Genomic DNA, 26,082 nt, shown 5'->3' with positions numbered 1-26,082 from the left:
CCCGGTCGGCGGCGGAGGCAGCACCGAGGCCTCGCCCACCGGGCCGGTGGGGGAGTACGCGATGAGCTGCCTGGGCCGGGAGCGGGTGCTTACCCACTTCGCCGAGACCAACGGCACGCCGCTGGCGCTGATCCGGCTCGACTACGCCGTCGAGATGCGCTACGGAGTGCTGGTGGGCCTGGCCCATCGTCGCCGGGCAGCCGATCGACCTGTCCACCGGCCAGGTGAACGTGGTCTGGCAGGACTACGCCAACGAGGTCACGCTGCGCTCGCTGCGGCTGGCCGGCGTACCGCCGTACGTGCTGAACGTGACCGGACCCGAGCTGATCTCCGTACGCCAGGCGGCCGAAGCCCTCGGCGCGGCCCTGGGCCGCGAGCCGGAGTTCACCGGCGAGGAGTCCCCGACGGCGCTCCTGTCCAACGCCGCGCGCTGCCACCGCCGCTTCGGCTACCCGGAACCGACCCCCGCCGAGCTGATCGAGCACACCGCGCGGTGGGTCGCCGACAGCGGCCCGCTGCTGGGCGAGCCGACCAAGTTCGAGCGCCGCGACGGCCGCTTCTAGCCCGCGGCGCGGCCACCACTCATGCACCTCAACAAAGGGGGACACGACGTGCTGCGCACGGCACCCGAGGCGATGACCCCGGTCCGCGACATGTTCCGCCGCGGGCTGGTGGTCCCGGCGCATCCGCTGGCGCTCACCGCCGGCCGGAAGCTGGACGAGCGCCGCCAGCGGGCGCTGACCCGCTACTACATCGACGCGGGCGCGGGCGGGCCGGCGGTGGGCGTGCACACCACGCAGTTCGCGATCCACGGCACCGGACTGCTCGCTCCGGTGCTGGAACTGGCCGCCGAGACCGCCCGCGACCAGGCCCGCTGGCAGAACCGCGACGTGGTGCTGATCGCGGGCGCGACCGGTGACACCGCCCAGGCGGTGGCCGAGGCCGAGCTGGCCGCCTCACTCGGCTACCAGGTTCGTCCGCAGTGCTCCGGCCTTCAGGCCGGGGGTGAAGCGGACTCTCCCGCGTAGCGGGGCAAGAACAGCCGATCCACCGCCAGGCGGACCGGCGTCTTGACAGCTCAGACGGGGCGGTTTTGCTGCTCGATGTACTGGCGCAGGACGCTGATCGGTGCGCCGCCCACGCTCCCGGCGAAGTAGGAGCCCGACCATAGCTTGTTCGCCCGGTAATAGTGGCGGGCCAACTCGGGGAACTCTTGCCGCATCCTGCGGGAGGAGACGCCCTTGAGGCTGTTGACGAGCCGGGACAGGGCGACCTTGGGCGGGAAGTTCACCAGCAGGTGTACATGGTCGGCCTCGCCGTTGAACTCCGCCAGTTCGCACTCGAAGTCGGTGCAGACGTCCCGCATGATCTGCTCCATGCGCTCCAGGTATGCGCCGGTGAATACCCGATGCCGGAACTTGGTCACGAAAACCAAGTGAGCGTGCAGGACGAAAACGCAATGCCTGCCGGTTCTGATGCCTCCATGTTCGGCCATAGACCAATGGCAGGATCATGGTGTGCAGCTCAGGTACAACTTCCGTCTCTACCCGACGCCCGATCAGCGCGAGTCGCCGGCTCGGGCGTTCGGGTGCGCGCGGGTGGTGTTCAACGACGGGCTGCGCGCACGGCAGGACGCCCGGGAACGCGGCTTGCCGTACATCTCGGACGGAGACTTGTCCAAGCGAGTCATCACGCAGGCGAAGAAGACCTCGGAACGCTCTTGGCTTTCCGAGGTGTCCGCCGTGGTCCTGCAACAGGCACTCGCCGATCTGAACACCGCCTGCCGCAACTTCTTCGCCTCCTTGACAGGGAAGCGGAAGGGTCTGAAGGTCGCCCCGCCCCGGTTTCGGTCCCGCAAGGACAACCGGCAGGCGATCCGCTTCACGCGCAACGCCCGGTTCTCCATCACGGCGGGTGGGAAGCTGCGCCTGCCGAAGATCGGAGACATTCCGGTCCGCTGGTCCCGCGAACTGCCCGCCGGACCGTCCTCGGTGACGGTGGTCAAGGACGCCACCGGGCGGTGCTTCGCATCCTTTGTGGTCGAGACGGCAGCCGAGCCGCTTCCCGAGGTGATGCCGGAGATCGGGATCGACCTCGGGCTCACGCACTTCGCGGTGACCTCGGACGGCCGGAAGGTGGACAATCCACGTTTCCTCCGCCGGGCCGAGCGACGTCTGCGCAAGGCGCAGCGGGATCTCAGCCGGAAGGCCAGGGGATCGAACAACCGCAAGAAAGCCGTCGTGAAGGTCGCCAAGGCACATGCCAGGGTCGCAGACGCGCGCCGCGATCGGGCACACAAGCTCTCCACCATGTTGATCCGCGATAACCAAGCGGTGTACGTGGAGAACCTTGCTGTGTCAGGCCTCGGTCGTACCCGCCTCGCCAGGTCCGTTCACGACGCGGGATGGTCATCCTTCGTCGGGATGCTGGAGTACAAGGCCGCCCGTTACGGGCGGGCCTTCCACCGGATCGACCGATGGTTCCCCTCCTCCAAGCTCTGCTTTGACTGCGGGACCGTCGCCGAGTCGATGCCGCTTGCCGTCCGGTCGTGGGAGTGCTCGTGCGGCGCGGTCCATGACCGGGATGTGAACGCGGCCAAGAACATCCTGGCCGCCGGACGGGCGGACAGGTTAAACGCCTGTGGAGTGCAGGTAAGACCGGGGCCTGCCCCGGCACAGCGCGAGGAAGCAGGAAGCCTCAGAGGCGCCGCGTGAACGCGCGGCACAGGCTGAATCCTCGGCCTTCAAGCCGGGGAGCGCGTCAACACATGGTGCTGCTCAGCCCGCATCGCGAGCTGACCGAGGACGCGCTGATCGAGCGGGCGCGGGCGGTCGGCGACGTGCTGCCGGTGATCGGCTTCTACCTGCAACCGGCGGTCGGCGGGCGCGTCCTCTCCCGGGACTTCTGGACCAGGCTGGCCGCGATCGAGTCGGTGGCCGGGATCAAGGTCGCCCCGTTCGACCGGTACCGCACGCTGGACGTCCTGCACGGCGTCTGCCGCGCCGGACGCGAGGCCGACCTCGCCTCGCCCTGTACACCGGCAACGACGACCACATCCTGGCCGATCTGATCACCCCGCACCGGGTGGTCGTGGACGGCCGTGAGGTCGAGGTGGAGTTCGTCGGCGGCCTGCTCGGCCAGTGGGCGGTGTGGGTGCGGCGCGCGGTGGAACTGCTGGACGAGGCGGGCAGGGCCCGCGCGGGCGACGACGGCGCGGTACGGCGGCTGCTCACCCTGGACGGGCACCTCACCGACGCCAACGCCGCCATCTTCGACGTGGTGCACGGCTTCCACGGATGCATCCCCGGCATCCACGAAGTGCTGCGGCGGCAGGGGCTGCTGGCCGGGCGCTGGTGCCTTGACCCGGCCGAGGAGCTGCCCCCGGGGCAGCTCGCCGAGATCGACCGGATCTGGGCGGCCTACCCGTGGCTGCGCGACGACGAGTTCGTCGCTGAAGGCCTTTCCCGGTGGCTGTCCTAGAGCGTCAGCCGGTAGAGGGTGAGCGGGCGGCCGCTCGTCCCGCTGGTCAGGTTGCCCGTGCGTTCGGCGAGCCCGGCGAGTTCCAGGCGGTGCAGCATCCGGCGGGCGGTCCGCTGCTGCACCGCGAGCCGGTCGGCGATCTCCCGGGTGGTCAGCGGCTTGCCGCCGGCGGCCGTCCGGGCGTCGATGAGCTTTTCGAGGGTCGGCACCGAAAGGCCGACCCGGCGCGCGATCACCGCCAGGTTCTGCTGGGTGGGCGCGGCCGCGCCCACCGACTCCAGCACGATGTCGGTGTCGGCGCGCAGCGACAGTACGGCGGCCACCTCGCCGATGCGCCGCGCCCGGGCCAGCGCCCTGCGGGCCAGGCTCTCCGCCTCCGCGGCGCTGCGCCCCAGGCCGAAGCCCACCCGGACGACCGCGTTGTGGACGGCCAGCCGGGACAGCATCGGCAGGCCGGAAAAGCCCCTCGTGGCGTCGTGCAGCGGCCCGCGGGTGGTGACCAGCAGGTGGGTGCCGCCGCGGAAGGCGGCCACCGTGCCGCCGAGCGCCGCCGCCTCGCGCAGCAGCCCCTCGTCGCTCTCCACCTCGATCAGCCCGAGCGCGATCTGCGCGTCCTCCTGGGCCTGCCCCTCGGCGGTGAGCAGCAACTGGCGCAGCGCGACCCGCACCGAGTGCGGGGAGGGGGCCAGGCGCAGTACGTGCATCTCCCCGCGCAGCGCCTCGTGCACCGAGCTGAGGCAGGTGATCGCGGCGTGCTCGGGGCCGCGCCGGTGGAAGGCGACGGCCTTGGCCGAGGTCATTCCGGAGCGGTAGGGGAGGGTGCGAAGGCCGTCGATGGGCAGCCCGGCTTCGGTGAAGGTGGCCGCCACGTCGGCGGGGGAGAGGGTGTCGATCGACAGCGTGGTCACGTCCTGGCTCTCGCGCTGGAGCCGGACCAGGGCGCTGAGCAGCGTCGAGCCGGTGTAGTCGACGAACGCCGCCGGCCGGGTGAGCGCGTCGGCGTCACGGGTGAGCATGTACGGCACGATCCCGGTGAACAGCCAGCCCTCCACCGCGCCGGAGTGCGCCTCCACGATCGAGGTGGCCTGCGACTCGTGGTCGTAGTCCAGCCGCAGCGCGGACGTGCCGGGCTGCTCCTCGCAGGTGGCGGCGACGTCATCGACCAGATCGTGCGGTCCGACGACACCGATGACGATTCCCACCCGCGCCTCCCAGGGCTCATTATTACGGTCAAGACCGCAATTCTATCTTGTGAGGTACCCGTTGGCCCTGAAGTTCCCGACCATGACCGAACCCGACAGGCGGAGCCTCGGTGACGAGGAGGTGGCCGCGGCCGAGCGGGTGATCCGTTCCGGCATGCTGAACTCGGTCTGGGGCACCGGGGCGCGGGAGATCGAACGCGAAATGCGGGAGATGTACGGCTCCCGCCACGCGATCGCCTGCAGCTCCGGCACCGCCGCGCTCCACCTGTCGGTGGTGGCCGCCGCACCGGACCCCGGAGACGAGATCATCACGACACCGATCACGGACTTCGGGACCGTGGCCCCCATCTTGGCGCAGAACGCGGTTCCTGTCTTCGCCGACGTCGATCCCGCCGACGGCAATCTCGATCCCGCCGCCGTCGCCGCCCTGATCGGCCCCCGTGCCCGGGCCGTCATGGCGGTCCACCTGTTCGGCGCCCCGGCCCGGATGGGGGAGCTGCGAGCGCTGGCCGACGAGCACGGGCTGACCCTGATCGAGGACTGCGCCCAGGCGTGGCCGGCCGAATCGCCGGACGGAGCCCTGGTGGGCAGGACCGGCCAGGTGGGCTGCTTCAGCCTGCAGCAGTGGAAGCACATCACCTGCGGGGACGGCGGGCTGGTGATCACCGACGACGACGGGCTCGCCCGGCGGATGCGGCTGTTCTCCGACAAGGGCTGGGACCGCGCGGCGGGCCGCCCGCACGCGAACTTCGGGCTCAACTACCGGATGACCGAGCTTTCGGCCGCGGTCGCCCGCGCGCAACTGGCCAAGCTGCCCGGAGTGGTCGCGGCCCGCCACCGTACCGCGGAACTGCCGGCCGCTGGCGCTGCGCGGGCCGTCCGAGGCAGGGCTGCTGCGCCTGCCGCGGACCGAGGGCCACGCATGGTGGCTGTTCCCGATCGTCCTGCCCGGCGGAGGGGCGGGCGAGGTCGCCGCACGGCTGCGCGCGGCCGGAATCCCGGCCCGGGCCGGATATCTGGACGAGCCGCTGCACCGCGCGCCGGTGTGGCGCGGCCCGGTGTACGGGACGTCGTGTTTCCCCCTCCCGGCGACCGTCACAGAGCCCGCCAGGTGTCCTGTGGCCGAGACCTTGCTGGTCGTGGACTGGAACGAGAACTACACGGACGAGCACGCCGCCGCCATCGCGGAGGCGCTATGCGAGGCTTTGCGTGATTTGTCCGGGCCGATCCCCGGGCCGATAACGTGACCGATATCGGATCCCGCTCCCGGGTGACGCGGAGTCACGGTCATGTCTCGGGCATTGACCTGTCATCTCCCCCCACACTGGGTTTCGGTCAGGACCGGTATTAACCGTAGAAAGGAAGGCTCCGATGAGGAGGCTGGTTGCGGCCGGCCTCGCGGCCGCCTCGGAGTCGCGCCGGCCGGGTGCGGATCCGGTTCGGGCAAGTCCACCGTGACGCTGTGGATGTACCCCGTCATCGAAGATCAGGCGAAGAGCAAGACCTTCTGGGACAAGGTGGAAAAGGACTTCGAGGCGGCCGACCCGGCCATCGACGTCAAGATCGACCTGCAGCCCTGGGAGGGCCGCCAGGAGAAGGCGACCACGGCGCTCGCCTCCAAGAAGGGCTTCGATCTGGTGCTCCTCGGCCCCGACCAGATCCCGCAGTACGCCCAGCAGGGCACGATCGAGCCTGGTCTCCGACTTCGGCGGAGTGGACACCTACTGGGGATGATCGTCCCCACGCCGGCCAACTCGCAGGCGGTGTTCCTGATGCGGCAGTTCATCAGGGACCTGCCCGACGAGCTGTTCGACGCGGCGAAGGTGGACGGGACCTCCGAGTGGCGGATGTACGTGCGGATCGTGCTGCCGCCGGCCAAGCCGATCCTGGCCACCCTCGGTGTGTTCGTCTTCCTGTGGCGTCGAAAGCCGCCATCCCGTCCCTTCCCGCCGCCTAATATCGGTCCCGACCCTAATGAGTATCGGCCGCTCCGGCAAGCCGGTGGAGCTCATCGGGCGGTGGCGGCGAGCCGGTCGAGGTGCTCGTCCAGGATGGCCAGCGCCCCCTGCGGGTCGCGGTGCCCGATGAGCACATGCGTGCCCAGGCCCTCGGCCAGCGCGAACAGCGTCGCCGCCGTCCGTTCGGGGTCCAGGGCCGCGGGCATCTCGCCGGCGTCCTGGGCGTGCCGGATGAGCAGGGCCAGCACGTCGTGCAGGGCGGCGTAGCCCGTGCGCAGGTGGTCGGCCAGGTTCGGGCTCACCAGCGAGCGGGCGGTGAACGCGGTCGCGATGCGCAGTTCGGCGCGCCGCTGGTCGTCGGCGGGCACCAGTTCGGCCAGGATGTCGCGCACTATGGCGCGCGGCGGGCGCTCGCCCTGGCCGAGGTTGCGCTGGATCCGCTCGGTCCCGCGCTCGCTGATGTAGTCGAGGGCGAACAGCAGCATCTCGTCCTTGCTGCGGAAATAGTGCTGGACGGCGCCCAGCGAGACCTCCGCCTCGGCCGCCACGTCACGCAGGCTCACCGCGTCGAGCCCGTGCCGGTCGATGATCGCCAGCAGCGCCTCCGCGATCTGCCGCCGCCGCTCCTCGTGCCGGGCGCCCAGCCCTCGCGTACGACTGCCCTTGCCCACGACGAACTCCAATATATCGGTACAACTGACTTGCTCTACTGTGCTTAGATGCGATATTACCGTACGAGTGTATTGATTTTCTGGGTGACCGGAGGATGCGACGTCATGATGATCGTAGGTGTGCTGCTGATGATCCAGGGCTTCGGCAACGCCCTGACCAGATGGCTCTGGGGGACCGACTGGGGGCTGCTGGCGGTGGCCGGCCGCGCCGCCGACCTGCCGCCGTGGGCGGGCGTGGCCGTGGGGCTGCTGGGGCTCGTCGTGGCCGTGGCGGCTCGGCTGCAGGGTCACCGGGCGTGAGGGGGCGATATTGGGCGGCGCTGGCCGTCTGCGTCGCGCAGCTGTTCCCGGCCGCGCCCGCCGTGGCGGCCGTCCACCAGGACGCGCTGGTCCGCACGGATCTGGGCTGGGTGAAAGGCGTCGAGGCGGGCGGCCACCGCGTGTTCCACGGCATCCCCTACGCCGCCGCCCCCGTCGGTGACCGGCGCTGGCGTTCGCCCGCGCCCGCCCGGCCGTGGGCCGGTGTCCGCGACGCCGCCGAGCCCGGCCCGCGCTGCGCCCAGCCCGCGCCCCCGGGGCGGCCGGGCGGCGCGTCGGAGGACTGCCTCTACCTCGATGTCACCGTCCCCGGCGGCTCCCGCGGGCGCAGGCCGGTGATGGTGTGGCTGCACGGCGGAGGGTTCGTCGAGGGCGCCGGCAGCGACTTCGCCGCCCGCCGCCTGGCCACGACCGGGGACGTCATCGTCGTCACCGTCAACTACCGGCTGGGCGTCTTCGGGCTGTTCGCCCACCCGGGCCTGGCCGGTTCCGGAGGGTTCGCCCTGGAGGACCAGCAGGCGGCCCTGCGCTGGGTACGCCGCAACGCCGCCGCGTTCGGCGGCGATCCCGGCAACGTCACCTTGTTCGGGGAGTCCGCCGGGGGCAAGAGCGTCTGCGCCCACCTTGCGTCACCGGGGGCGGCCGGGCTCTTCCAGCGCGCGATCATGCAGAGCGCCCCCTGTACCGGCACGGTACCGGCCGGTGCCATGTTCCCCGGCGTGACCGCCTTCCGCCAGTGGCCGTCCGTCGCCGACCGGCAGGCCGACGGGGCCCGCCTCGCCGCCGGGCTCGGCTGCGCCGACCCGGCGACCGCCCTGGCCTGCCTGCGCCGGGTGCCCGCCGAGCGCCTGCTGCCGCTGCACGACCGGTTCATCACCCCGGCGTTCGGCAGCTCGGTGCTTCCGCGAGACCCCGAACGCGCCCTGGCCAGCGGGGCGTTCCACCGCGTCCCGGTCATCTCCGGCGCCACCCGCGACGAGATGCGGTACATGGTCGCCCTCTTCTACGAACTGCCCGGCACGCCGATCACCGCCCGGACCTACGCGGAGCTGCTGCGACGCGCGTTCGGCGAGCGGGCGGGCCGCGTCGCCCGCCGTTACCCCGCCGGCCGGTACGCCTCCCCGGGGCTGGCCTGGGCGGCGGTGACCACCGACGTCGTGTTCGCCTGCCCGGCGTACGAGCGGAACCGGAGCATGGCCCGGCGGGTGCGCACGTACGCGTTCGAGTTCGCCGGTGAGGACGTGCTGACCGAGATCCCGAACTCGGACTTCCCGCTCGGAGCCGCCCACGGCGCGGAACTGGCCTACCTCTTCCCCGCCCCCGGCCTCGGCGCCCGCGCGCGGCGGCTGTCCACCACCATGATCGAATACTGGACGACGTTCGCCCGCACCGGCGATCCCAACGCGCCCGGCCTGCCCCACTGGCCGGCCTTCCATCCGGCCCGCCCCAGCACACAATCCCTGGCGGCCCCACCCGCGCCAACGGGACCGGCCGACGTTGCCGCCGCCCACCAATGCGCCTTCTGGGCCAGGGAACCGGCGATCCGCGGCGAATGATCAGGCGCTGACCTACGCGGTGCCGGCGCCCTGACGGGTCGTTCCGGACGGGCGCCAGCCGAGGGTGGCAGGGGTGTCGTCGGCGGTCACCGTGGCCGGGGCGGCGGTGATGGCGAAGGCGCGCCAGGGGCCCTCGTAGTGCAGGGCCGCCTCCAGGGCCGCCGCCGTGTCGGCGGCGGACAGGGCGGCGATGGGGGAGCCGTCGGCCAGGGTGAGGCGCTGGGGCGGCCGGCCGGCCGGGGGGCGCCACAGGGGCCAGTCGGCGTCCGGCGTGGGGTAGGCCAGCCGCAGGGACAGCGCGGTGATGCCGCCGCCTGCCGCGAGGGTGCGGCAGACCTCCTCGGCCAGCCGCTTGGACAGGCCGTACGGCTCGTGCGCGTCCGGTGGGCGGGTCACGTCCACCGGACGTACGCCGTAGCCGGAGTACACCGCCATCGTGCTGACGTGCACGAACCGCGGCACCCATGGCGGCGTGCCGCCGCCAGGGCGGCGTGGACGGAGCCGACGTTCACCGCGAACGCCGCGGACACCCGGGGCCGCGTCGTCCCGCGGGACGACCGCCGCCAGGTGGACCACGGCGTCCATCCCGGCGACGGCGTCCAGCGCGCCGGGCGCGGTCACGTCCGCGCGCACATGGGTCACCCCCGCCAGGCCCGCTGGTTCGGCGGGGTCGAGCACGGTCAGCTCGTGCCGGGCCATGAGGTGCGGGATCGAGCCCACCGCCACCGAGGCCCGGCTGTTCGTGTTCGACACCAAGACCAGGCGGGTCGTGCGGTCCGTGGTCCCGGTGCCCGGCGCGGACTCGGTGAACGCGCTGACCGTGGACGCCCGCGGCCGGGTCTGGGGCCTGGCCGACGGCACGCTGTTCGCCTACGACGCACGCCCGGGCAAGGTCGTGAAGTCCAGGCGGATCTTCCCGGTGCAGTCCTCGATGTACGGCCAGGAGCGCGGGCTGGTGCTGCGCGACGACCGGCTTGCGTACGCCTCGATGGCGGGCTCGCTGTGGCGGCTGAACCTGCGCTCGCTGAAGGGCGAGCGGCTGACCGGCGGCGGCGTGTCCCACCTCATCGAGGGCGCGGACGGCGACCTCTACTACACCAGGGGCACCAAGCTGTACCGCTGGAAATTCTGACAGTTTGATGTTAGATACCGGCTCTATGTCTCGCTTTGTAGGGATAAGGCTGCATAGGGTCGGGCAAATGGACGTACGAACCACCGCAGAATTCATCGACGCACTGCCGAAGGTCGAGCTCCACGTACACCTCGTGGGCTCGGCCTCGGTGCCCACCGTGCTCGAACTCTCCCGCCGCCACCCGGGCGGCGGCGTCCCCACCAACGAGGAAGAACTCCGCGCGTTCTACACCTTCCGCGACTTCCCGCACTTCGCCGAGATCTACATGGCCGTCAACGCGCTGGTCCGGGAGCCCGAAGACGTCGCCACCCTGGTGACCGGCCTGGCCAGGGACCTCGCCGCGCAGCGCGGCCGGCACGTGGAGTTGCAGGTCACGCCGTACGCGCACCACATCCTGGGCATGCCCGCCGCCGCGGTGACCGAGGCGCTGGACATCGCCGCCCGCACCGCCGCCGACGAGCACGGCGTGAGCGTGGCCTACATCTTCGACATCCCCGGCGAGTACGCCGAGGAGGCCGTCAAGATCACCCTCGACCACGCGCTGGACCACCCGCCCGCCGCCCTCATCGGGCTCGGCCTGGCCGGGATCGAGCAGAGCCGCCCACCGCACCGGGACGCCTTCCGCGACGCCTTCCGCGCGGCCCGCGCCGCCGGACTGCACAGCCTGCCGCACGGCGGCGAGATGAGCGGCCCGGAGACCATCTGGGAGATCATCGAAGGGCTGGCCGCCGAGCGCGTCGGCCACGGGATCAATTGCCTGGCCGATCCCAGGCTGGTGGCGCACCTGCGCGAGACGCAGCTCCCGCTGGAGGTCTGCCCGACCTCCAACGTCTGCACCGGCCAGGTCGCCGACATCGCCGCCCACCCGCTGCCCACGCTGCTCGGCGAGGGCCTGTACGTCACGCTGAACAGCGACGACCCGCCGATGTTCGGCACCACGCTGAGCCGGGAGTATCACGTGGCCGCGGAGGTCTTCGGCCTCGGTGAGGCCGAGCTGGCCGCCCTCGCCCGCAACGCGGTGAACGCGTCGTTCCTGGACGAGGCGGGCAAGCGGGCGATCCACGCCGAGATCGACGCCCTGGCCGCGACCCCGGCCTGACGCCCGCCACGGCGGGCCTCAGGCGACGACGGCGAACCGGCCCAGGTCCGGCGGGATCTTGGCGGCGGCGGCGCGGTCCAGCAGGAACAGCGTGCGCCCGCCGCGCGCCCCCGCGGCCGGGACCTGCATGGGCCCGGCCCCGGACAGCGCCAGGCGGGCTGCCTTCGCCTTCGACTCGCCCGCCGCGATCACCCAGACCTCCCTGGCCGCCTTGATCGCCGAAAGGGTCAGGGAGATCCGCGTCGGGGGCGGCTTGGGCGAGCCGTGCACGGCGACCACCGGACGCTCGTCGTACAGCGCGGGCAGCTCGGGGAACAGCGAGGCCACGTGCCCGTCCGGGCCCATGCCGAGCAGCAGCACGTCGAAAGACGGCACCGGCCCGTGGTCTTCGGGACGGGCCGCCCGGCGCAGCTCCGCGGCGTACGCGTCGGCCGACTCCTCGGCGGAAAGGCCCGAGTCGGGCCCTCGCATCACGTGCACCCGCTCCGGATCGAGATCGACGTGGTCGAGCAGGGCCGCGCGGGCGCCGGTCTCGTTGCGGTCGGCGTGCCCGGCGGGGACATAACGCTCATCGCCCCACCAGACGTCCAGCCTGCGCCAGTCCACCGCGTCCCGCGCCGGGGTGGCGGCCACCTCGGCGAGCGTCGCGAGCCCCACCCCGCCGCCGGTGAGCACCACCGAGGCGGTCCCGGCGGCGGACTGGCGGTCCACCAGTCGGGTGATCAGGCGGGCGGCGACGGCCTTGGCGAGCACGTCGGCGTCCCGGTGGACGACAACGCCGGGCAGGTTCACGGTGGTGCCTTTCACGGGTGGTTCGGCGGGCGGTTCAGTTGGCCAGGCGGCGGATCGCCGAGCCGTACAGCTCGTCGGGGTCGAGCCTGCGCAGCTCCTCGGCCAGCAGCTCCGAGGTCGGCCGCCTGGCGAGCGCCACCCTGCGGTCGGGCTGGCCCGGCCGGACCAGCGTGGCCAGGCGGGAGTCGGTCCTGGTCACCGACACGTCGCCCGCGGAGGTCGCCAGCCGTACGCTGGTCAGGCCCGGCCCCTCGGACTCGCCGACCTCGATCGGCGCGTCCAGCCGCTCCGACAGCCACGCCGCGAGCAGCGGCGCGCTGGCGTGCCCGGGGGAGCTCTCCACCACGCCCGACTCGACCGTGCCCACCGGCTGGTCGAACGCGGTGGCCAGCAGGCTGCGCCAGGGCGTGAGCCGGGTCCAGGCCAGATCGGTGTCCCCGGGGATGTAGCCCTGGGACCTGCTCATGATCGCCTTGACCGAGTCGGCGGACGCCCTGGCGTCGGTGATCCGGCGCTGGGCCAGCAGCCCGACCGGGTGCTTGGCGGGCACCTGCGGGCACTCGCCCGGCCACCAGGCCACCACCGGGGTGTCCGGCAGCAGCAGCGGGCTCACCACGGACTCGGCGTGCCTGGTCAGGTCGCCGTACAGGCGCAGCAGGATGGTCTCGCCCGGCGTGGACTCGCCGATGCGCAGCTCGGCGTCGAGCCGGATCGGCTCCTCCCGCGAACGGGCGATCACCACGACGATCCGCGAGGGGTGCTCGCGGGCCGCGTCGGTGGCCGCCCGCACCGCGTCGTACTGGTTGCTCTCATCGCAGATCGTCACCAGGGTCAGCACCATGCCCACGGCGGGCGCGCCCATCTGGTGGCGGAGCATGGTGAGCTGCGAGGAGATCTTCGAGGCGTTCGTGCCGCTCAGCATGAAGCTCGTCATGTCAGAGCCTCCTCCAGACCCGCCCGTCGCGGGCCATCATCTTGTCGGCCGACGCCGGGCCCCAGGTGCCCGCCGCGTAGCCCTCCGGCTGGCCCTGGGAGGCCCAGAACCGCTCGATCGGATCGAGGATCCGCCACGACAGCTCCACCTCCCGCTGGTGCGGGAACAGCGGCGGATCGCCGATCAGCACGTCGAGCAGCAGCCGCTCGTACGCCTCGGGGGAGCTTTCCAGGAAGGACTCGCCGTAGGCGAAGTCCATGCTGACGTCGCGCACCTCCATGGCCGTGCCCGGCACCTTGGAGCCGAACCTGACCGTGATCCCCTCGTCCGGCTGCACCCGGATCACCAGCGCGTTCTGGCCCAGGATCTCGGTGTCGTCCTTGCTGAACGGCAGGTGCGGCGCCCGCTGGAAGACCACCGCGACCTCGGTCACCCGCCGCCCCAGCCGCTTGCCGGTGCGCAGGTAGAACGGCACGCCGGCCCACCGCCGGTTGGCGATCTCCAGCTTGACCGCGGCGTAGGTCTCGGTGATCGAGTCGGCGGGGATGCCGTCCTCCTCCAGGTAGCCCACCACCGGCTCGCCGCCCTGCCAGCCCGCGGTGTAGGAGCCCCTGGCGGTGCCCAGCGCGAGGTCCTGCGGCAGGCGTACCGCCTTGAGGACCTTCTCCTTCTCCCGGCGCAGCGCGTTGGCGTCGAAGGACGTCGGGTCCTCCATGGCGACCAGCGCGAGGAGCTGGAGCAGGTGGTTCTGGATGACGTCGCGGGCCGCGCCGATGCCGTCGTAGTAGCCCGCCCGGCCGCCGATGCCGATGTCCTCGGCCATCGTGATCTGCACGTGGTCGACGTAGCCGCGGTTCCAGATGGGCTCGAACAGGTTGTTGGCGAACCGCAGCGCCAGGATGTTCTGGACGGTCTCCTTGCCCAGGTAGTGGTCGATCCGGAAGACCGAGCTCTCGGGGAAGACCGCGCTGGTGATCGCGTTGAGGTCCTGGGCGCTCTTCAGGTCGTGCCCGAACGGCTTCTCGATCACCACCCGCCGCCAGGACCCCTCCGGCGCGTCGGCCAGCCCGGTACGGCGGAGCTGCTCGACCACCTTGGGGAAGAACTTCGGCGGCACCGAGAGGTAGAAGGCGTAGTTGCCGCCCGTCCCCCTGGTCTCGTCGATCTCCTTCAGCGCCATGGCCAGCGCGTCGAACGCGCCGTCGTCGGCGAACTCGCCGGGCACGAAGTGGATGCCCTCGCGAAGCTGCTTCCAGACCTCCTCGCGGAACGGCGTGCGCGCGTGCTCCTTGATCGCGTCATGGGTGAGCTGCGCGAAGTCCTGGTGCTGCCAGTCCCGCCGGGCGAAGCCGACCAGGGAGAATCCCGGGGGCAGCAGCCCCCGGTTGCCCAGGTCGTAGATCGCCGGCAGCAACTTGCGCTTGGCCAGGTCGCCCGTGACGCCGAACAACACCAGCACACAGGGCCCGGCCACCCGCGGCAGCCGCTTGTCGCGCGGGTCGCGCAGCGGATTGGCCCTGGCCACGGCCTCGGTGGTGGCCTGCACCGCCGCCGCTGCCGCCACCGTCCGCGCCTCATCGGCCGGAGCCACCGGCTCAGTATCCATGGGCTGCACCCCCGCTCATTGCGACGCTGCGCGTCGCGGCTCGGGCGCTGTTAACCGGTGCGCTTCCCTCGTCGCTCATCCGCTCGTCCCTCGCTCCTTCACTCCTCAGTCCAGGGCACCGGCGCGCCCTCGCGGGTCATTCGATACGGGCGGCGGCGAGCAGGTGGGCGACGCCCGCCACGCGGTCGGTGAGGTGCAGGCGGACCACCGGACGGCCGCGGCCGGCCAGGGCCCCGAGGTCGCCGAGGGCCTGGGCGAGCTGCAGGCGGCCCAGGGTGTACGGCTTGCCGGGGACCTCGACGTCGTCGGTGACCGCGCCGGTGATCTGCAGGAACACGCCGTTCTGCGGCCCGCCCTTGTGGTACTGGCCGGTGGAGTGCAGGAACCGCGGCCCCCACCCGAAGGTCACCGGCCGGTCGGTGCGCGTCGACAGCAGCGCCCGCAGGGTCGCCGGGTCGCGCGCCGTCCAGGCCTCGGTGAGCTGGTCGAGCGAGGCGTCCTCCGGCTGGGCCACGTCGAACGCCGCCCAGCGGTCCAGGTAGGCCAGCACCGCCAGGTAGCCGTGGTCGGGCACGGCCGACAGCAGGCCGGTGAGCACGTCCGACAGGTCGCCGGGCTCGCCGGGCACGGCGCCGTACACCTCCACCGGGCCGTCCACCAGGACCGGCTTCTCCTCGCCGAACCCCGCTTCGAGGATCGCCGCGGTGTTCTGCTTGGACTCGGCCACGTTGGGCTGGTTGAACGGGTCGATGCCGAGCAGCCGCCCGGCCACCGCCGTGGCGTACTCCCAGATCAGGAACTGCGCCCCGAGCGGGCCGTCGACCCGCACCCCGCCGTCGCCGCCGATGCCGGCCACGAACTCGTCGGGCGCGCCGTTCGGGTCGCCGCCCACCACCGGCAAGATGCCCTTGCCGTCCTTGCCGGTGGACTCGGCGATGAGCTGCTCGATCCAGTCGGGCAGCCCGTTGATCTCCGAAAGGCGGTCGTCCAGCAGCAGCTTGTCCCGGCCGGCCAGCGCGGCCTGGCCGAGCGCAGCGCCCAGCTCCAGGCCCGGGTTGCCCTCGCTCGCGGCCAGCGAGTCGTGCACCGCCTGGGCGTCGTCGAGCAGCCGGGCGACGTCGGCGCCCGCGAGCGCGCTCGGCACCAGGCCGAACGCGCTCAGCGCGCTGTAACGCCCGCCCACGTTGGGGTCGGCCAGGATGACCTGGTACCCGGCCTCGATCGCGGACTGCTCCAACGGCGAACCCGGGTCGGTGACGACCACGATCCGGTCGGCCGGGTCGATCCCGGCGTCGCGGAACGCCTTCTCGTAGATCCGGCGGTGGCTGTCGGTCTCGATCGTGCCGCCGCTCTTGCTGGCGACCACGACGATCGTGCGGTCCAGCCGGTCGGTCAGCGCCCTGCGGACCTGGCCGGGGTCGGTGGTGTCCAGCACGGTCAGCGGGACGTCGGCCGTGGAGCAGATCACCTCCGGCGCCAGCGAGGAGCCGCCCATGCCGGCCAGCACCACGTGGTCCAGGCCCTCCGCGCGGGCCTTCTCCACCAGATTGGCGATCTCCGGCAGCAGCTCCCTGCTGGTCAGCGGGAGGTTGAGCCAGCCGAGCCGGATCGCCGCCTCGGCCCGCGCGGCCTCGCCCCACAGCGTGGGGTCACCGGCCGCGAGGGCCTGCGGCACGCCTTCGGCCGCGAGCGCGCGTACGGCGTCGTCCGCGCGCCCGGCCTCGGCGTCGTCACCGAATGTCACCGTCATTGGGCTTCACGCCTTCTTCAGCTCGGCCGTCACCGTGTCGATCAGCTCGTTCCAGGACGCCTCGAACTTCTGCACGCCCTCGTCTTCGAGCACCCGCACGACGTCGTCGTAGTCGATGCCCGCCTCCTTCAGGGCCGCCATGGTGTCCCATGCCTGCTCGTAGTAGGGGCGGACGGTGTCACCATCGATCTTGGCATGGTCGCCCGCCGCGTCGAGGGTCTTTTCCGGCATGGTGTTGACCACACCGGAGGTGACCAGTTCGTCGACGTAGAGGGTGTCGGGATAGTCGGGGTTCTTCGTGCCGGTGGAGGCCCACAGCGGGCGCTGCGGCTTGGCCCCGGCGGCGGCCAGCGCCTGCCACCGCTCGGAGGCGATGACCTCCTCGAAGGCGGCGTACGCGAGGCGCGCGTTGGCCACGGCGGCCCGGCCGCGCAGGGTCCGCGCGGCGTCGGTGCCGGCCGCCTCCAGGCGCTTGTCCACCTCGGTGTCCACCCGGCTGACGAAGAACGAGCCGACCGAGGCGATCCGGGAGAGGTCCAGGCCCTTGGCCTTGGCCGCCTCCAGCCCGGCCAGCCAGGCGTCCAGCACGGCGCGGTAGCGCTCCAGCGAGAAGATCAGCGTCACGTTGACACTGATGCCCTCCGCCAGCGCCGCGGTGATGGCGGGCAGGCCCTCCACCGTCGCGGGGATCTTGATGAACAGGTTGGGCCGGTCCACCAGCCACCACAGGGCGCGGGCCTCGGCCACGGTCCGCTCGGTGTCGCGCGCGAGGCGCGGATCGACCTCGATGGAGACCCGCCCGTCCAGGCCCGCCGTGGCGTCGTAGACCGGGCGCAGCACGTCGCACGCCCAGCGGATGTCGTAGGTGGTGACGGCGCGCACGGCCTCGCCCACGTCGACGCCGCGGACCCGCAGGTCGTGCAGCTGCCCGTCGTAGGCGTCGCCCTTGCTCAGCGCCGAGGCGAAGATCGTGGGGTTGGACGTGACCCCCACCACGTTCTTGTCGCGTACCAGGTCGGCCAGGTTGCCACTGCGCAGCCGCTCGCGGCTGATGTCATCGAGCCAGATGGCAACGCCGTGGCCGGCCAGCCTCTGCAGAATCTCGCTCATCATCAGTTTCCCGTCGTCTCGCCCTTGTCGGCACCGGTCCGCGCGAGGCTCGCGTTCGCCGCGGCCACCACCCGGTCGGCGGTCAGGCCGAACTGCTCGAACAAGGTCCGGTACGGTGCCGAGGCACCGAAGTGCTCCAGACTCAGCACTTCCCCTTCTTCACCCACGAACTCCCGCCAGCCCATGGCGATTCCCGCTTCGACCGCCACGCGCGCGCGAATGTCGTGCGGCAGCACCTCCTCGCGGTAGGCGCGGTCCTGGGCGCGGAACCACTCCACGCACGGCATGGAGACCACCCGGGTGGGGACGCCCTTGGCCTCAAGGACGTCGCGGGCCTCCACGGCGAGATGGACCTCGCTGCCGGTGGCGATGAGGATCACCCGCGGCCGGCCCTCCGACGCGTCGCGCAGGACGTAGCCGCCCTTGGCGACCTTCGCCGCGTCGGCGGTCTCGGCGTACACCGGGACGTTCTGGCGGGTCAGCGCGAGCGCGGCCGGGCGGTCGGTGTGCTCGAGCACGGCCTTCCAGGCGGCGGCGGTCTCGTTGGCGTCGGCGGGGCGCACGACGTCCAGGCCGGGGATCGCGCGCAGCGCCCACAGGTGCTCGACCGGCTGGTGGGTCGGGCCGTCCTCACCCAGGCCGATGGAGTCGTGCGTCCAGACGTAGGTGACCGGCAGCTTCATCAGCGCCGCCAGGCGCACGGCGGGGCGCATGTAGTCGGAGAACACCAGGAAGGTGCCGCCGTAGGGCCGGGTGCCGCCGTGCAGCGCGATGCCGTTGAGGATCGCGCCCATGCCGTGCTCACGGATGCCGAAGTGCAGCGTGCGGCCGTAGGGGTGGCCGGGGAACGCCTTGGTCTGGAACTCCTCGGGCACGAAGGACGGCTCGCCCTTCATCGTGGTGTTGTTGGACCCGGCCAGGTCGGCCGAGCCGCCCCACAGCTCGGGCAGCACGGGGGCGAGGGCGCTGAGCACCTCGCCGGACGCCTTGCGGGTGGCCACCGAGCCGCCCGTCTCGAAGGACGGCAGCGCCTCGTCCCAGCCCTGGGGGAGCAGCCGGGCGGAGATCCGGTCGTACTCGGCCGCCCGCTGCGGGTTGCCGGTACGCCAGGACTGGTAGGACTTCTCCCACTCGTGGCGGGCCTCGCGCCCGCGGCGGGTCACCTCGCGGGCGTGCGTCAGCACGTCGTCCGGCACCTCGAAGGACACCTCGGGGTCCAGGCCGAGGAGGCGCTTGGTGGCGGCCACCTCCTCCGCGCCGAGCGCCGCGCCGTGGATGCCGCCGGTGTTGCGCTTGTTGGGCGCGGGCCAGCCGATGATCGTGCGCAGCTTGATGAGGCTGGGCCTGCCGGTCTCGGCGCGGGCCTCTTCGAGGGCCGCGTGCAGGCGCGCGACGTCCTCCTTGTAGTCGCCGCCCTCGGTCCAGTCGACGGTGACGACGTGCCAGCCGTACGCCTCGTACCGCTTGCCCACGTCTTCCGACAGCGCGATCCGCGTGTCGTCCTCGATGGAGATGTCGTTGCTGTCGTAGATGACCACCAGGTTGCCCAGCCGCTGGTGACCGGCCAGCGCGCTCACCTCGTGGCTGACGCCCTCCTGGACGTCGCCGTCGGAGGCCAGGCACCAGATCATGTGGTCGAACGGGCTCTGGCCCGGCTCGGCGCCCGGGTCGAACAGGCCCCGCTCGCGGCGGGCGGCCATGGCCATGCCGACCGCGTTGCCGATGCCCTGCCCCAGCGGGCCCGTGGTGGTCTCCACGCCCGCGGTGTGCCCGTACTCCGGGTGGCCGGGGGTGAGGCTGTCCCACTGGCGCAGCATCTTGAGGTCGTCGATGGTCAGCCCGTAACCGGACAGGAAGAGCTGAATATAGAGGGTGAGGCTGGAGTGGCCGCACGACAGGACGAACCGGTCACGCCCCGCCCACGCGGGGTCGATGGGGTCGTGCCGCATCGTGCGCTGGAACAACAGGTACGCGGCCGGGGCGAGGCTCATGGCGGTGCCCGGATGCCCCGATCCGGCCTTCTCCACCGCGTCCATCGCCAGGGCACGGACGACGTCGACCGCGCGCCGATCGAGGTCGCTCCATTCAAGGGCCGGCAAGAGTTCGCTGCTCAACTGCTTGATCTCCGGATCTAGTCGTATGGTGGCGCCGGTTGGCGTTTCCCGCCCACACCGGACCCTAACGGGTCGAGCCTCGCTGCGCGGAACGGCCCGCCGCAGGCGTGACCGGCCCGGATGAAATCCCTCTACAAAGTCGGTGAAACCCCCTGTTTCAGGACGTCCGTCCGCGCGGCGCCCGCCCCCCCGTACGGGGACCGGCCCTCCCGGGCACTACAGTGAGTCTCCGAGCTGGCTGGTGCCCGCATTTTCCACGGATTCGCTCCAAATCAGAGGTTACGCGTTGACCCCGCACGTGCTGGAAGCACCTTGACGGTGCTGACGAACAAGCCCTCGGCGACCTCCCTTGAGGCCGCCGCCGCGGAGCGTGCCCGATCGGCACCCCGCACGGTGGGTGAGCTGATCAAGGCTTACGTCGCGCTGACCAAGCCCCGGATCATCGAGCTGCTCCTCATCACCACGCTGCCCGTGATGTTCCTGGCCGCGCGCGGCCTGCCGCCGCTGTGGCCGGCCATCGCCACACTGGTGTTCGGCACGTTGTCGGCGGGCAGCGCCAACGCGCTCAACTGCTACATCGACCGGGACATCGACGCGGCCATGCGGCGCACCCGCCGCCGGCCCCTGGCCCGCCACCAGGTCTCGCCCACCGGAGCGCTGATCTTCGGCATCGTGCTCGGCATCGCCTCCACCGTGGGCCTCGGCCTGTCGGTGAACTGGCTGGCCGGGCTGCTGTCGCTGTCGGCCATCCTGTTCTACGTCCTGGTGTACTCGCTGGTGCTCAAGCGGCGTACCGCCCAGAACGTGGTGTGGGGCGGCATCGCCGGGTGCATGCCGTGCCTGATCGGCTGGGCCGGGATCACCGGGCGGGTGGACTGGGCGCCGCTGGTCTTGTTCGGCGTGGTGTTCTTCTGGACCCCGCCGCACACCTGGGCGCTGGCCATGCGCTACCGGGAGGACTACGCCGCCGCCGAGGTGCCGATGCTGCCCGTGGTGGCGACCGAGCGCCGGGTGGCCGTGGAGAGCATCCTCTACACCTGGGCCACCGTGATCTGCTCGCTGCTTCTGTGGCCGGTCGCGGGCACGACGCTGCTGTACCCCATCGTGGCGGTGGTGCTCGGCGTCGTGTGCCTGTGGGAGGCGCACCGGCTGCTGGCCCGTGTCAACGCCGGCATGACCGGTGTGGCGCTGCGCCCCATGCGCTTCTTCCACTGGTCCAACGTCTACCTGGCGCTGCTGTTCCTGGCCGTGGCCATCGACGCCCTCCTGATCTGAGGCGGACAGGTCGTGTCCGATCGGTTACCCTCGCCCCATGGTGAGCCGTGATCCCCGCTGGGTTCTGAAGGACCGCCCGTCTTTCGGCCTCATCATCGGTCTGGTGGTCGCCGGGCTCTGCGCCCTCGCGTCGTTCTCCTTCGACGTGCTCGACGGCGATCCGGTGCGGTTCTTCATCGCGCTCATCCTGGCCATCGCCCCCGTGCCGCTGCTGCTCGCCGCCGTCCTCGGGCTGGACCGCATGGAGCCCGAGCCGCGCAGCAACCTGGTCTTCGCCTTCGCCTGGGGCGCGGGCGTGGCCGTCCTGGTCGCGGGCGTGATCAACTCCCTCGGGCTGCTCTACATCCGCGATGCCGCGGGGCTCGACCCCGCCGACGCCCGGGGCATCGCCGCCACCTTCGGCGCCCCCGTCGTCGAGGAGACCATGAAGGGCCTGGTGCTGCTGGGCCTGCTCAGGTTCCGCAGGCAGGAGCTGGACGGCCCCACCGACGGCATCATCTACGCCAGCATGGTCGGCCTCGGCTTCGCCATGTCGGAGAACGTCAGCTACTACGTGGCCGCCCAGGACGGCGAACTGGGCGCGCAGGGCCTGGCCGTCACGCTGGTGCTGCGCGGCATCCTGTCGCCGTTCGCGCACCCGCTGTTCACCTCGATGATCGGGATCGCGGTCGCGGTGGCCGCCGGGCTGCGCGGGCCGGGCAGGGTGCTGGTCGTGGTGGCGGGCTGGATCGGGGCGATGCTGCTGCACGGCCTCTGGAACGGCTTCGCCACCTACGGCGGCTTCCCCGGGCTCGTCGTCGCCTACCTCGTCCTGATGGCCGTGCTGTTCGTGCTGATCGGCATCGTCATACGCGACCGGCGGCGGATCGTCGCGCTCATCCAGCGCTACCTGCCCGCCTATCACCCCACCGGGCTGATCGGCCCCGCCGACGTGGCCATGCTCGCCTCGCTGCCCGCGCGCCGCCAGGCCAGGCAGCGGGCCAAGGCGCGGGGCGGCCGCGACGGCCTGCGGGCGATGAGCGACTACCAGCTCGCCGCCACCGAGCTGGGCCTGCTGCACGAGCGCGCCGCGCGCGGCGCCATCGCCGAGCGGACGTTCTACGACGAGCAGTACGCCCTGCTGGAGTGCCTGCGGATGGCCAGGGACCGCATGCCCGTGCCCGGCGGCGCCCAGTAGGTCACGGCCGGGACAGCGCCTCGCGCAGCGAGGTCTGCGGCGGCCCGGCGAGCCGGGGCCGGGAGCGCAGCACCACCGCGTCGAAGAACGCCTTCACCGAGGCGGGGAACTCCCGCAGCGCGTAGCCGTAGGTGGCGGCCGGCCAGGTGACCGAGGAGTCGTCGCCCACGCCGAACGGCTCAAGTCCGGCCATCCGGCACAGGGTCACCGCCCGGGGCAGGTGGAAGACCTGGGAGACCACGATGACCCGGTCCGCGCCGAACACCTTCCTGGCCCTCACGCAGGAGTCCCAGGTGTCGTATCCGGCCGGGTCGGAGACGATGGCCTCGCCGGGCACGCCCCGGGCCAGCAGGTAGGCGCGCATCACGGCGGGCTCGTCGTTGCCGGGGCCGTACGCGGCGCCCGACAGCAGCAGCACCTTGACCTTGCCCGCCCGGTGGAGCGCGGCGGCGATGTCCAGCCTGCGGGCGAGCATCGGCGTGGGCTGCCCGTACCGTACGGCCGCGCCCAGGACCAGCGCGACCGGGGCGGCGGGCACGTCACGCTCCCAGCCGGGCCCGGGGCCCGCCACCGCGCGGTGACCCGAGCTGGTCAGCCAGGCCCAGGTGAACGGGGCCACGCCCAGGACGCTCAGCAGCACGGTGGCCTGGAAGGCGCGGCGCAGCGCCGGTCGCGAAAGGCGGCGGGGCGGCATGGCGGCCCGGCGCTAGGCCGGGACGGCGTCGAGCGCGGGCTCGGCCCTGGCCGGCAGCGGGCCGCGCGTGCTGGTCGCGTGCAGCGCCGCCAGCGTGGCGATCCACACCAGGGTCGCGCCGAGTACGTGCATGGCCACCAGGGCGGCGGGCACCGCCGTGAAGTACTGGACGTAGCCGATGACGCCCTGGGCGAGTTCGACGCCGAGCAGGATCAGCGCCGCGCGCCTGGCCCGTGCCGGGGCCTCGCTCACCCGCAGCGCGATCAGCAGCGCGAACGTCAGCCCGAGGACGATCCACACCACGTCGGCGTGCAGCCGCGCGACCATCTCGATGTCGAGGTCGAACCTGCTGGCGGCCTTGTCGCCGGAGTGCGGCCCGGTGCCGGTGACCACGACTCCGGCGATCAGCAGCACGACCACCGCCGCGGTCAGCCCGTACGCCAGCCTGCGGATGTCGCGGTGCACGATCCGGACGGGCGGCCCGTCGGCCTCGCCCGCCCGCACGTAGAGCGCGAAGCAGGCCGCGATCAGCCCGATCGAGATCAGGAAGTGCATGCTGACCGTGATCGGGTTGAGCGCGCTGCGCACCACCACCCCGCCCCACAGGCCCTGCAGGGCCACGCCCGCCAGCTGCAGCCACCCCAGCCGAACCAGCGCCGTGCGCCGCGGCCTGAGGCGCCACGCGGTGATCAGGCAGGCCAGCGCGGCGGCCAGCACCACGAAGCTCAGCATCCGGTTGCCGAACTCGATCGCGGTGTTCAGCGGGGAGATCTCGGGGTGCGCGGCGGGCACGAAGCTGTCCGGAGTGCAGCGCGGCCAGGTAGGACAGCCGAGCCCGGACTTGGAGACCCGGACGATCGCGCCCGTCACCGTGATCACAATGTTGGCCACGATGGCGGCCACGGCCCAGCGCCGCATGGTGGCGGTCGTGGGCTCCCAGATGGAACGCACGAGGATCAGCGGATATGTCCGAGGACGGTCGGTAAGGCGGGTCACGGCATTCATCGTAGGAGCCCCACCCACCGGTCCCGCCCGCGCCCCTGGAGGCCGGCACGGCGCTCGATGACACCTGGGCCGGAGTGAAATATGTGCCATATTACTGCCCTTCCTCGGCGGAGGGGCGTGATGATGTGGTGGGAGGCGGGATGAGCGCGCTGCCGTACCTGGACGAGGGGGCCCTCGCGGCGGCCCTGCCCATGGAGGCCGCCGTCGACGTCCTCGCCGAGGCCCTGCTCGCCGGGCTGGACCCGGAGGCCACGCCGCTGCGCCCGGCGGTGGATCTCCCGGCGGGGCAGCTTCTGCTGATGCCCGCCGCCTGGGGCGGCTACGCGGGGGTGAAGGTCGCCACCGTCGCGCCGGGCAACCCCGAGCGCGGCCTGCCCCGTATCCAGGGCGTCTACCTGCTGCTGGACGGCCACACCCTGGCCCCGCTGGCGGCCCTGCCCGGCATCGCGCTGACCTCGCTGCGCACCCCGGCGGTCTCCGCGCTGGCCGTGCGCCACCTCGCGCCACAGGACGCGGCGTCCCTGCTGGTGTTCGGCACCGGGCCGCAGGCGTGGGGCCACGTGACCGCCCTGCGCGCGGTACGGCCGCTCCGGCGGGTCACCGTGGCCGGGCGGGACCAGGGCCGGGCCGCCGCCTTCGCCGCGCGCTGCCGGGCGCTCGGCCTTGCGGCAGAGGTGGCCACCGGGCCGGACGGGATACTCCGGGCCGTCGCGGAGGCCGGCCTGATCGCCTGCTGCACCAGCGCCAGGACCCCGCTGTTCCCCGGCGGGCTGGTCAGGGACGACGCGGTCGTCGTCGCGGTCGGCTCGCACGAGCCGTCGGCCCGCGAGATCGACGGCGAGCTCATCGCCCGCGCGACCGTGGTGGTGGAGGCGCGCGGGGCGGCGCTCGCCGAGGCCGGAGATCTCATCACCCCACTGAGTGCGGGTATGATCACAGACGGCCACATTGCCGGAAATTTGGCGGACTTGGTCGGTGGCGGTGTTATACCGGGAGCTGGACCGGGCGTTTTCAAGAGTGTCGGTATGGCCTGGGAAGATCTCGTGGTGGCCGCCGCCGCGTACCGGAAGTGGACGGCCTCGCGGTAGCTCGTACGTCATTTCGACATTCCGACCATTGCGACATTTACACGATTTCGACCATTCCGACGCGAAGAGAAGGGCACCGATGATGCCTTCGGCGGAAGGCCGGCTCGACCTGCCGGTGGTGGGCGAGCGGCAGAGCCTGCGCGAGCAGGTGGGGCACGCCCTGCGCGTCGCCCTGATCACGGGTGAGATGCGCCCCGGGGTGGTCTACTCCGCGCCGGTGCTCGCGGCGCACTTCGGAGTCTCGGCCACCCCCGTCCGCGAGGCCATGCTCGACCTCGCCAAGGAGGGCCTGGTCGAGGCCGTCCGCAACAAGGGCTTCCGCGTCACCGAGCTGTCCGACCGCGATCTCGACGAGCTGGCCCACATCCGCGAGCTCATCGAGGTGCCCACTGTCGCGGGGCTGGCCGACCCGGCGCGGGCGGCGGAGTTCGAGCGGCTGCGCCCGCTGGCCGGGGAGATCGTCGCCGCCGCCGAGCGCGGCGACCTTCTCGGCTACGTGGCCGCCGACCTGCGCTTCCACGAAGACCTGCTGACACTGGCGGGCAACGCGCACCTGGTCACCGTGGTCCGCGACCTGCGCAACCGCGCCCGGCTCTACGGCCTTGACCCCTTATCGCGCCAGGGCGCCTTAGCCGAGTCCGCCCAGGAGCACGTGTGGATCCTCGACGCGTTGAGCAGGGGCGACTCGGCCGCGGCGGAGACCCTGATGAGACGGCACATCCGGCATGTGCGCGGCATCTGGGCCGACCGCCCGGGAGACTGACCCGCCGCGAGCCGCACCGCCCGTGGCCGGGCGGTGCTCAGGACGGGTCCTTGAGCACCAGCCGGCCGGGTTCGGCGGCGACGACCTCCAGCACGCGGGCCGGCTCATCCGGATCGTCGGGGCGCAGCCTGATCCGCGGGCCCGGCTCGACCGTCCAGCGGCCATGGGCCCGGGGCGAGCGATCATCGGCGCCGAGCCGGTGATCGACATAGCCGCCGTCGGGCCGTAGTTCGAGCCGGTGCCGCCAGCGCGAAGGCGGCAGTGGGTGGCCCCACGGCCGGTAGACCTTCGCGCCGCCGGTGTCCTCCTCGCGGGCGTGCACCCAGTCGCCCGATAAGCCGGCCGCCGTCGCGTTCAT

General features: G+C 72.2%; 27 protein-coding genes and 1 pseudogene. 15 read left to right on the top strand and 13 right to left on the bottom strand.

Annotation, left to right across the window (positions count from 1 at the left end; genetic code table 11):
- The first annotated feature begins 224 nt into the window (after positions 1 to 224).
- Together DP939_RS47000 and DP939_RS17790 are read left to right on the top strand one after the other, a co-directional pair.
- Complete coding sequence (locus DP939_RS47000) at positions 225 to 563, top strand: hypothetical protein (protein ID WP_199565225.1); 339 nt, start codon at positions 225 to 227, stop codon at positions 561 to 563.
- 48 nt (positions 564 to 611) lie between these two features.
- Positions 612 to 1,028 (top strand): hypothetical protein, encoded by a 417-nt coding sequence (locus DP939_RS17790; RefSeq protein ID WP_199565224.1) that lies wholly within the window; start codon positions 612 to 614, stop codon positions 1,026 to 1,028.
- A 50-nt stretch (positions 1,029 to 1,078) separates the two neighbouring features.
- Here DP939_RS17790 and tnpA read toward each other — a convergent pair whose 3' ends face one another.
- Positions 1,079 to 1,495, bottom strand: coding sequence for an IS200/IS605 family transposase (gene tnpA / locus DP939_RS17785; protein ID WP_113981804.1), 417 nt, complete (start codon positions 1,493 to 1,495; stop codon positions 1,079 to 1,081).
- Positions 1,496 to 1,517: 22 nt separating this feature from the next.
- Here tnpA and DP939_RS17780 point away from each other — a divergent pair, with 22 nt between their 5' ends.
- Genes DP939_RS17780 through DP939_RS46990 form a run of 3 tightly spaced genes read left to right on the top strand, consistent with a single transcriptional unit; the run spans position 1,518 to position 3,480 of the window.
- A complete protein-coding gene (locus tag DP939_RS17780) occupies positions 1,518 to 2,714 on the top strand; it encodes an RNA-guided endonuclease InsQ/TnpB family protein (RefSeq protein ID WP_113981803.1) in 1,197 nt (398 codons plus the stop codon).
- Positions 2,715 to 2,767: 53 nt separating this feature from the next.
- Positions 2,768 to 3,070, top strand: a complete 303-nt coding sequence (locus tag DP939_RS46995) for a beta/alpha barrel domain-containing protein (RefSeq protein WP_199565223.1) — start codon at positions 2,768 to 2,770, stop codon at positions 3,068 to 3,070.
- Between the two features lie 20 nt (positions 3,071 to 3,090).
- On the top strand, positions 3,091 to 3,480 hold the full coding sequence (locus tag DP939_RS46990; protein WP_199565222.1) for a hypothetical protein: 390 nt from the start codon (positions 3,091 to 3,093) through the stop codon (positions 3,478 to 3,480).
- On the opposite strand, the gene DP939_RS17770 is transcribed toward DP939_RS46990, so the two are convergent.
- Positions 3,477 to 4,682 (bottom strand): response regulator, encoded by a 1,206-nt coding sequence (locus DP939_RS17770; protein WP_225878314.1) that lies wholly within the window; start codon positions 4,680 to 4,682, stop codon positions 3,477 to 3,479. The two genes, DP939_RS46990 and DP939_RS17770, sit on opposite strands and share 4 nt — an antisense overlap.
- 82 nt (positions 4,683 to 4,764) lie before the next feature.
- On the opposite strand from DP939_RS17770, the gene DP939_RS17765 reads away from it, so the two are divergent.
- Both DP939_RS17765 and DP939_RS47855 read left to right on the top strand, forming a co-directional pair.
- A complete protein-coding gene (locus tag DP939_RS17765; RefSeq protein WP_199565221.1) occupies positions 4,765 to 5,895 on the top strand; it encodes a DegT/DnrJ/EryC1/StrS family aminotransferase in 1,131 nt (376 codons plus the stop codon).
- A gap of 76 nt (positions 5,896 to 5,971) precedes the next feature.
- Positions 5,972 to 6,538, top strand: a pseudogene (locus tag DP939_RS47855) (extracellular solute-binding protein); the annotation flags it as partial.
- A gap of 152 nt (positions 6,539 to 6,690) precedes the next feature.
- Here DP939_RS47855 and DP939_RS17750 read toward each other — a convergent pair.
- Positions 6,691 to 7,311, bottom strand: a complete 621-nt coding sequence (locus DP939_RS17750; RefSeq protein ID WP_199565220.1) for a TetR/AcrR family transcriptional regulator — start codon at positions 7,309 to 7,311, stop codon at positions 6,691 to 6,693.
- 105 nt (positions 7,312 to 7,416) lie between these two features.
- Between DP939_RS17750 and DP939_RS47850 the strand changes: the two genes are divergently transcribed.
- Both DP939_RS47850 and DP939_RS17740 read left to right on the top strand, forming a co-directional pair.
- Positions 7,417 to 7,611 (top strand): hypothetical protein, encoded by a 195-nt coding sequence (locus DP939_RS47850; protein ID WP_113981802.1) that lies wholly within the window; start codon positions 7,417 to 7,419, stop codon positions 7,609 to 7,611.
- Positions 7,608 to 9,185 (top strand): carboxylesterase/lipase family protein, encoded by a 1,578-nt coding sequence (locus tag DP939_RS17740; RefSeq protein WP_225878313.1) that lies wholly within the window; start codon positions 7,608 to 7,610, stop codon positions 9,183 to 9,185. Before DP939_RS47850 ends, DP939_RS17740 begins: the two co-directional genes overlap by 4 nt.
- Before the next feature lie 12 nt (positions 9,186 to 9,197).
- Here DP939_RS17740 and DP939_RS17735 read toward each other — a convergent pair whose 3' ends face one another.
- On the bottom strand, positions 9,198 to 9,884 hold the full coding sequence (locus DP939_RS17735) for an NAD-dependent epimerase/dehydratase family protein (RefSeq protein WP_113981801.1): 687 nt from the start codon (positions 9,882 to 9,884) through the stop codon (positions 9,198 to 9,200).
- Between DP939_RS17735 and DP939_RS17730 the strand changes: the two genes are divergently transcribed.
- Together DP939_RS17730 and add are read left to right on the top strand one after the other, a co-directional pair.
- Positions 9,883 to 10,317, top strand: coding sequence for a hypothetical protein (locus DP939_RS17730; RefSeq protein ID WP_113981800.1), 435 nt, complete (start codon positions 9,883 to 9,885; stop codon positions 10,315 to 10,317). The two genes, DP939_RS17735 and DP939_RS17730, sit on opposite strands and share 2 nt — an antisense overlap.
- Before the next feature lie 67 nt (positions 10,318 to 10,384).
- On the top strand, positions 10,385 to 11,416 hold the full coding sequence (add, locus tag DP939_RS17725) for an adenosine deaminase (RefSeq protein ID WP_113981799.1): 1,032 nt from the start codon (positions 10,385 to 10,387) through the stop codon (positions 11,414 to 11,416).
- Positions 11,417 to 11,434: 18 nt separating this feature from the next.
- Here the strand turns inward: add and pgl are convergent, their stop codons facing one another.
- The 6 genes from pgl to tkt form a co-directional block, all read right to left on the bottom strand.
- Complete coding sequence (gene pgl, locus DP939_RS17720; protein WP_113981894.1) at positions 11,435 to 12,208, bottom strand: 6-phosphogluconolactonase; 774 nt, start codon at positions 12,206 to 12,208, stop codon at positions 11,435 to 11,437.
- A 34-nt stretch (positions 12,209 to 12,242) separates the two neighbouring features.
- The gene (locus DP939_RS17715) at positions 12,243 to 13,142 is read right to left on the bottom strand and encodes a glucose-6-phosphate dehydrogenase assembly protein OpcA (protein ID WP_113981798.1); all 900 of its coding nucleotides are present in this window, start codon (positions 13,140 to 13,142) and stop codon (positions 12,243 to 12,245) included.
- Between the two features lies 1 nt (position 13,143).
- Positions 13,144 to 14,667 carry a glucose-6-phosphate dehydrogenase gene (gene zwf / locus DP939_RS17710; protein WP_404828596.1) on the bottom strand — a complete coding sequence of 508 codons (1,524 nt, stop codon included), beginning with the start codon at positions 14,665 to 14,667 and terminating at the stop codon, positions 13,144 to 13,146.
- A 217-nt stretch (positions 14,668 to 14,884) separates the two neighbouring features.
- The gene (locus DP939_RS17705; protein ID WP_113981796.1) at positions 14,885 to 16,498 is read right to left on the bottom strand and encodes a glucose-6-phosphate isomerase; all 1,614 of its coding nucleotides are present in this window, start codon (positions 16,496 to 16,498) and stop codon (positions 14,885 to 14,887) included.
- Positions 16,499 to 16,504: 6 nt separating this feature from the next.
- Complete coding sequence (gene tal, locus DP939_RS17700) at positions 16,505 to 17,608, bottom strand: transaldolase (protein ID WP_113981795.1); 1,104 nt, start codon at positions 17,606 to 17,608, stop codon at positions 16,505 to 16,507.
- A gap of 2 nt (positions 17,609 to 17,610) precedes the next feature.
- Complete coding sequence (gene tkt, locus DP939_RS17695; RefSeq protein WP_404828595.1) at positions 17,611 to 19,644, bottom strand: transketolase; 2,034 nt, start codon at positions 19,642 to 19,644, stop codon at positions 17,611 to 17,613.
- Positions 19,645 to 20,034: 390 nt separating this feature from the next.
- On the opposite strand from tkt, the gene DP939_RS17690 reads away from it, so the two are divergent.
- Positions 20,035 to 20,997 carry a heme o synthase gene (locus DP939_RS17690; RefSeq protein WP_113981793.1) on the top strand — a complete coding sequence of 321 codons (963 nt, stop codon included), beginning with the start codon at positions 20,035 to 20,037 and terminating at the stop codon, positions 20,995 to 20,997.
- A gap of 37 nt (positions 20,998 to 21,034) precedes the next feature.
- On the top strand, positions 21,035 to 22,174 hold the full coding sequence (locus tag DP939_RS17685; protein WP_113981792.1) for a PrsW family intramembrane metalloprotease: 1,140 nt from the start codon (positions 21,035 to 21,037) through the stop codon (positions 22,172 to 22,174).
- 1 nt (position 22,175) lies between these two features.
- Here the strand turns inward: DP939_RS17685 and DP939_RS17680 are convergent, their stop codons facing one another.
- Together DP939_RS17680 and DP939_RS17675 are read right to left on the bottom strand one after the other, a co-directional pair.
- Positions 22,176 to 22,868, bottom strand: a complete 693-nt coding sequence (locus DP939_RS17680) for a SanA/YdcF family protein (protein WP_113981791.1) — start codon at positions 22,866 to 22,868, stop codon at positions 22,176 to 22,178.
- 12 nt (positions 22,869 to 22,880) lie between these two features.
- Positions 22,881 to 23,873 carry a COX15/CtaA family protein gene (locus DP939_RS17675; protein ID WP_113981790.1) on the bottom strand — a complete coding sequence of 331 codons (993 nt, stop codon included), beginning with the start codon at positions 23,871 to 23,873 and terminating at the stop codon, positions 22,881 to 22,883.
- Between the two features lie 140 nt (positions 23,874 to 24,013).
- Between DP939_RS17675 and DP939_RS17670 the strand changes: the two genes are divergently transcribed.
- Both DP939_RS17670 and DP939_RS17665 read left to right on the top strand, forming a co-directional pair.
- Complete coding sequence (locus tag DP939_RS17670) at positions 24,014 to 24,961, top strand: ornithine cyclodeaminase family protein (RefSeq protein WP_113981789.1); 948 nt, start codon at positions 24,014 to 24,016, stop codon at positions 24,959 to 24,961.
- Positions 24,962 to 25,040: 79 nt separating this feature from the next.
- The gene (locus DP939_RS17665; protein ID WP_113981788.1) at positions 25,041 to 25,724 is read left to right on the top strand and encodes a GntR family transcriptional regulator; all 684 of its coding nucleotides are present in this window, start codon (positions 25,041 to 25,043) and stop codon (positions 25,722 to 25,724) included.
- Positions 25,725 to 25,761: 37 nt separating this feature from the next.
- On the opposite strand, the gene DP939_RS17660 is transcribed toward DP939_RS17665, so the two are convergent.
- Positions 25,762 to 26,082, bottom strand: a complete 321-nt coding sequence (locus DP939_RS17660; RefSeq protein WP_113981787.1) for a hypothetical protein — start codon at positions 26,080 to 26,082, stop codon at positions 25,762 to 25,764.

Origin of the sequence: Spongiactinospora rosea, from assembly GCF_003315795.1 — a bacterium.
GTDB lineage: Bacteria > Actinomycetota > Actinomycetes > Streptosporangiales > Streptosporangiaceae > Spongiactinospora > Spongiactinospora rosea.
The sequence above is the reverse complement of the archived record's forward strand: the minus strand, read 5'-3'. Positions and strand labels throughout refer to the sequence as shown.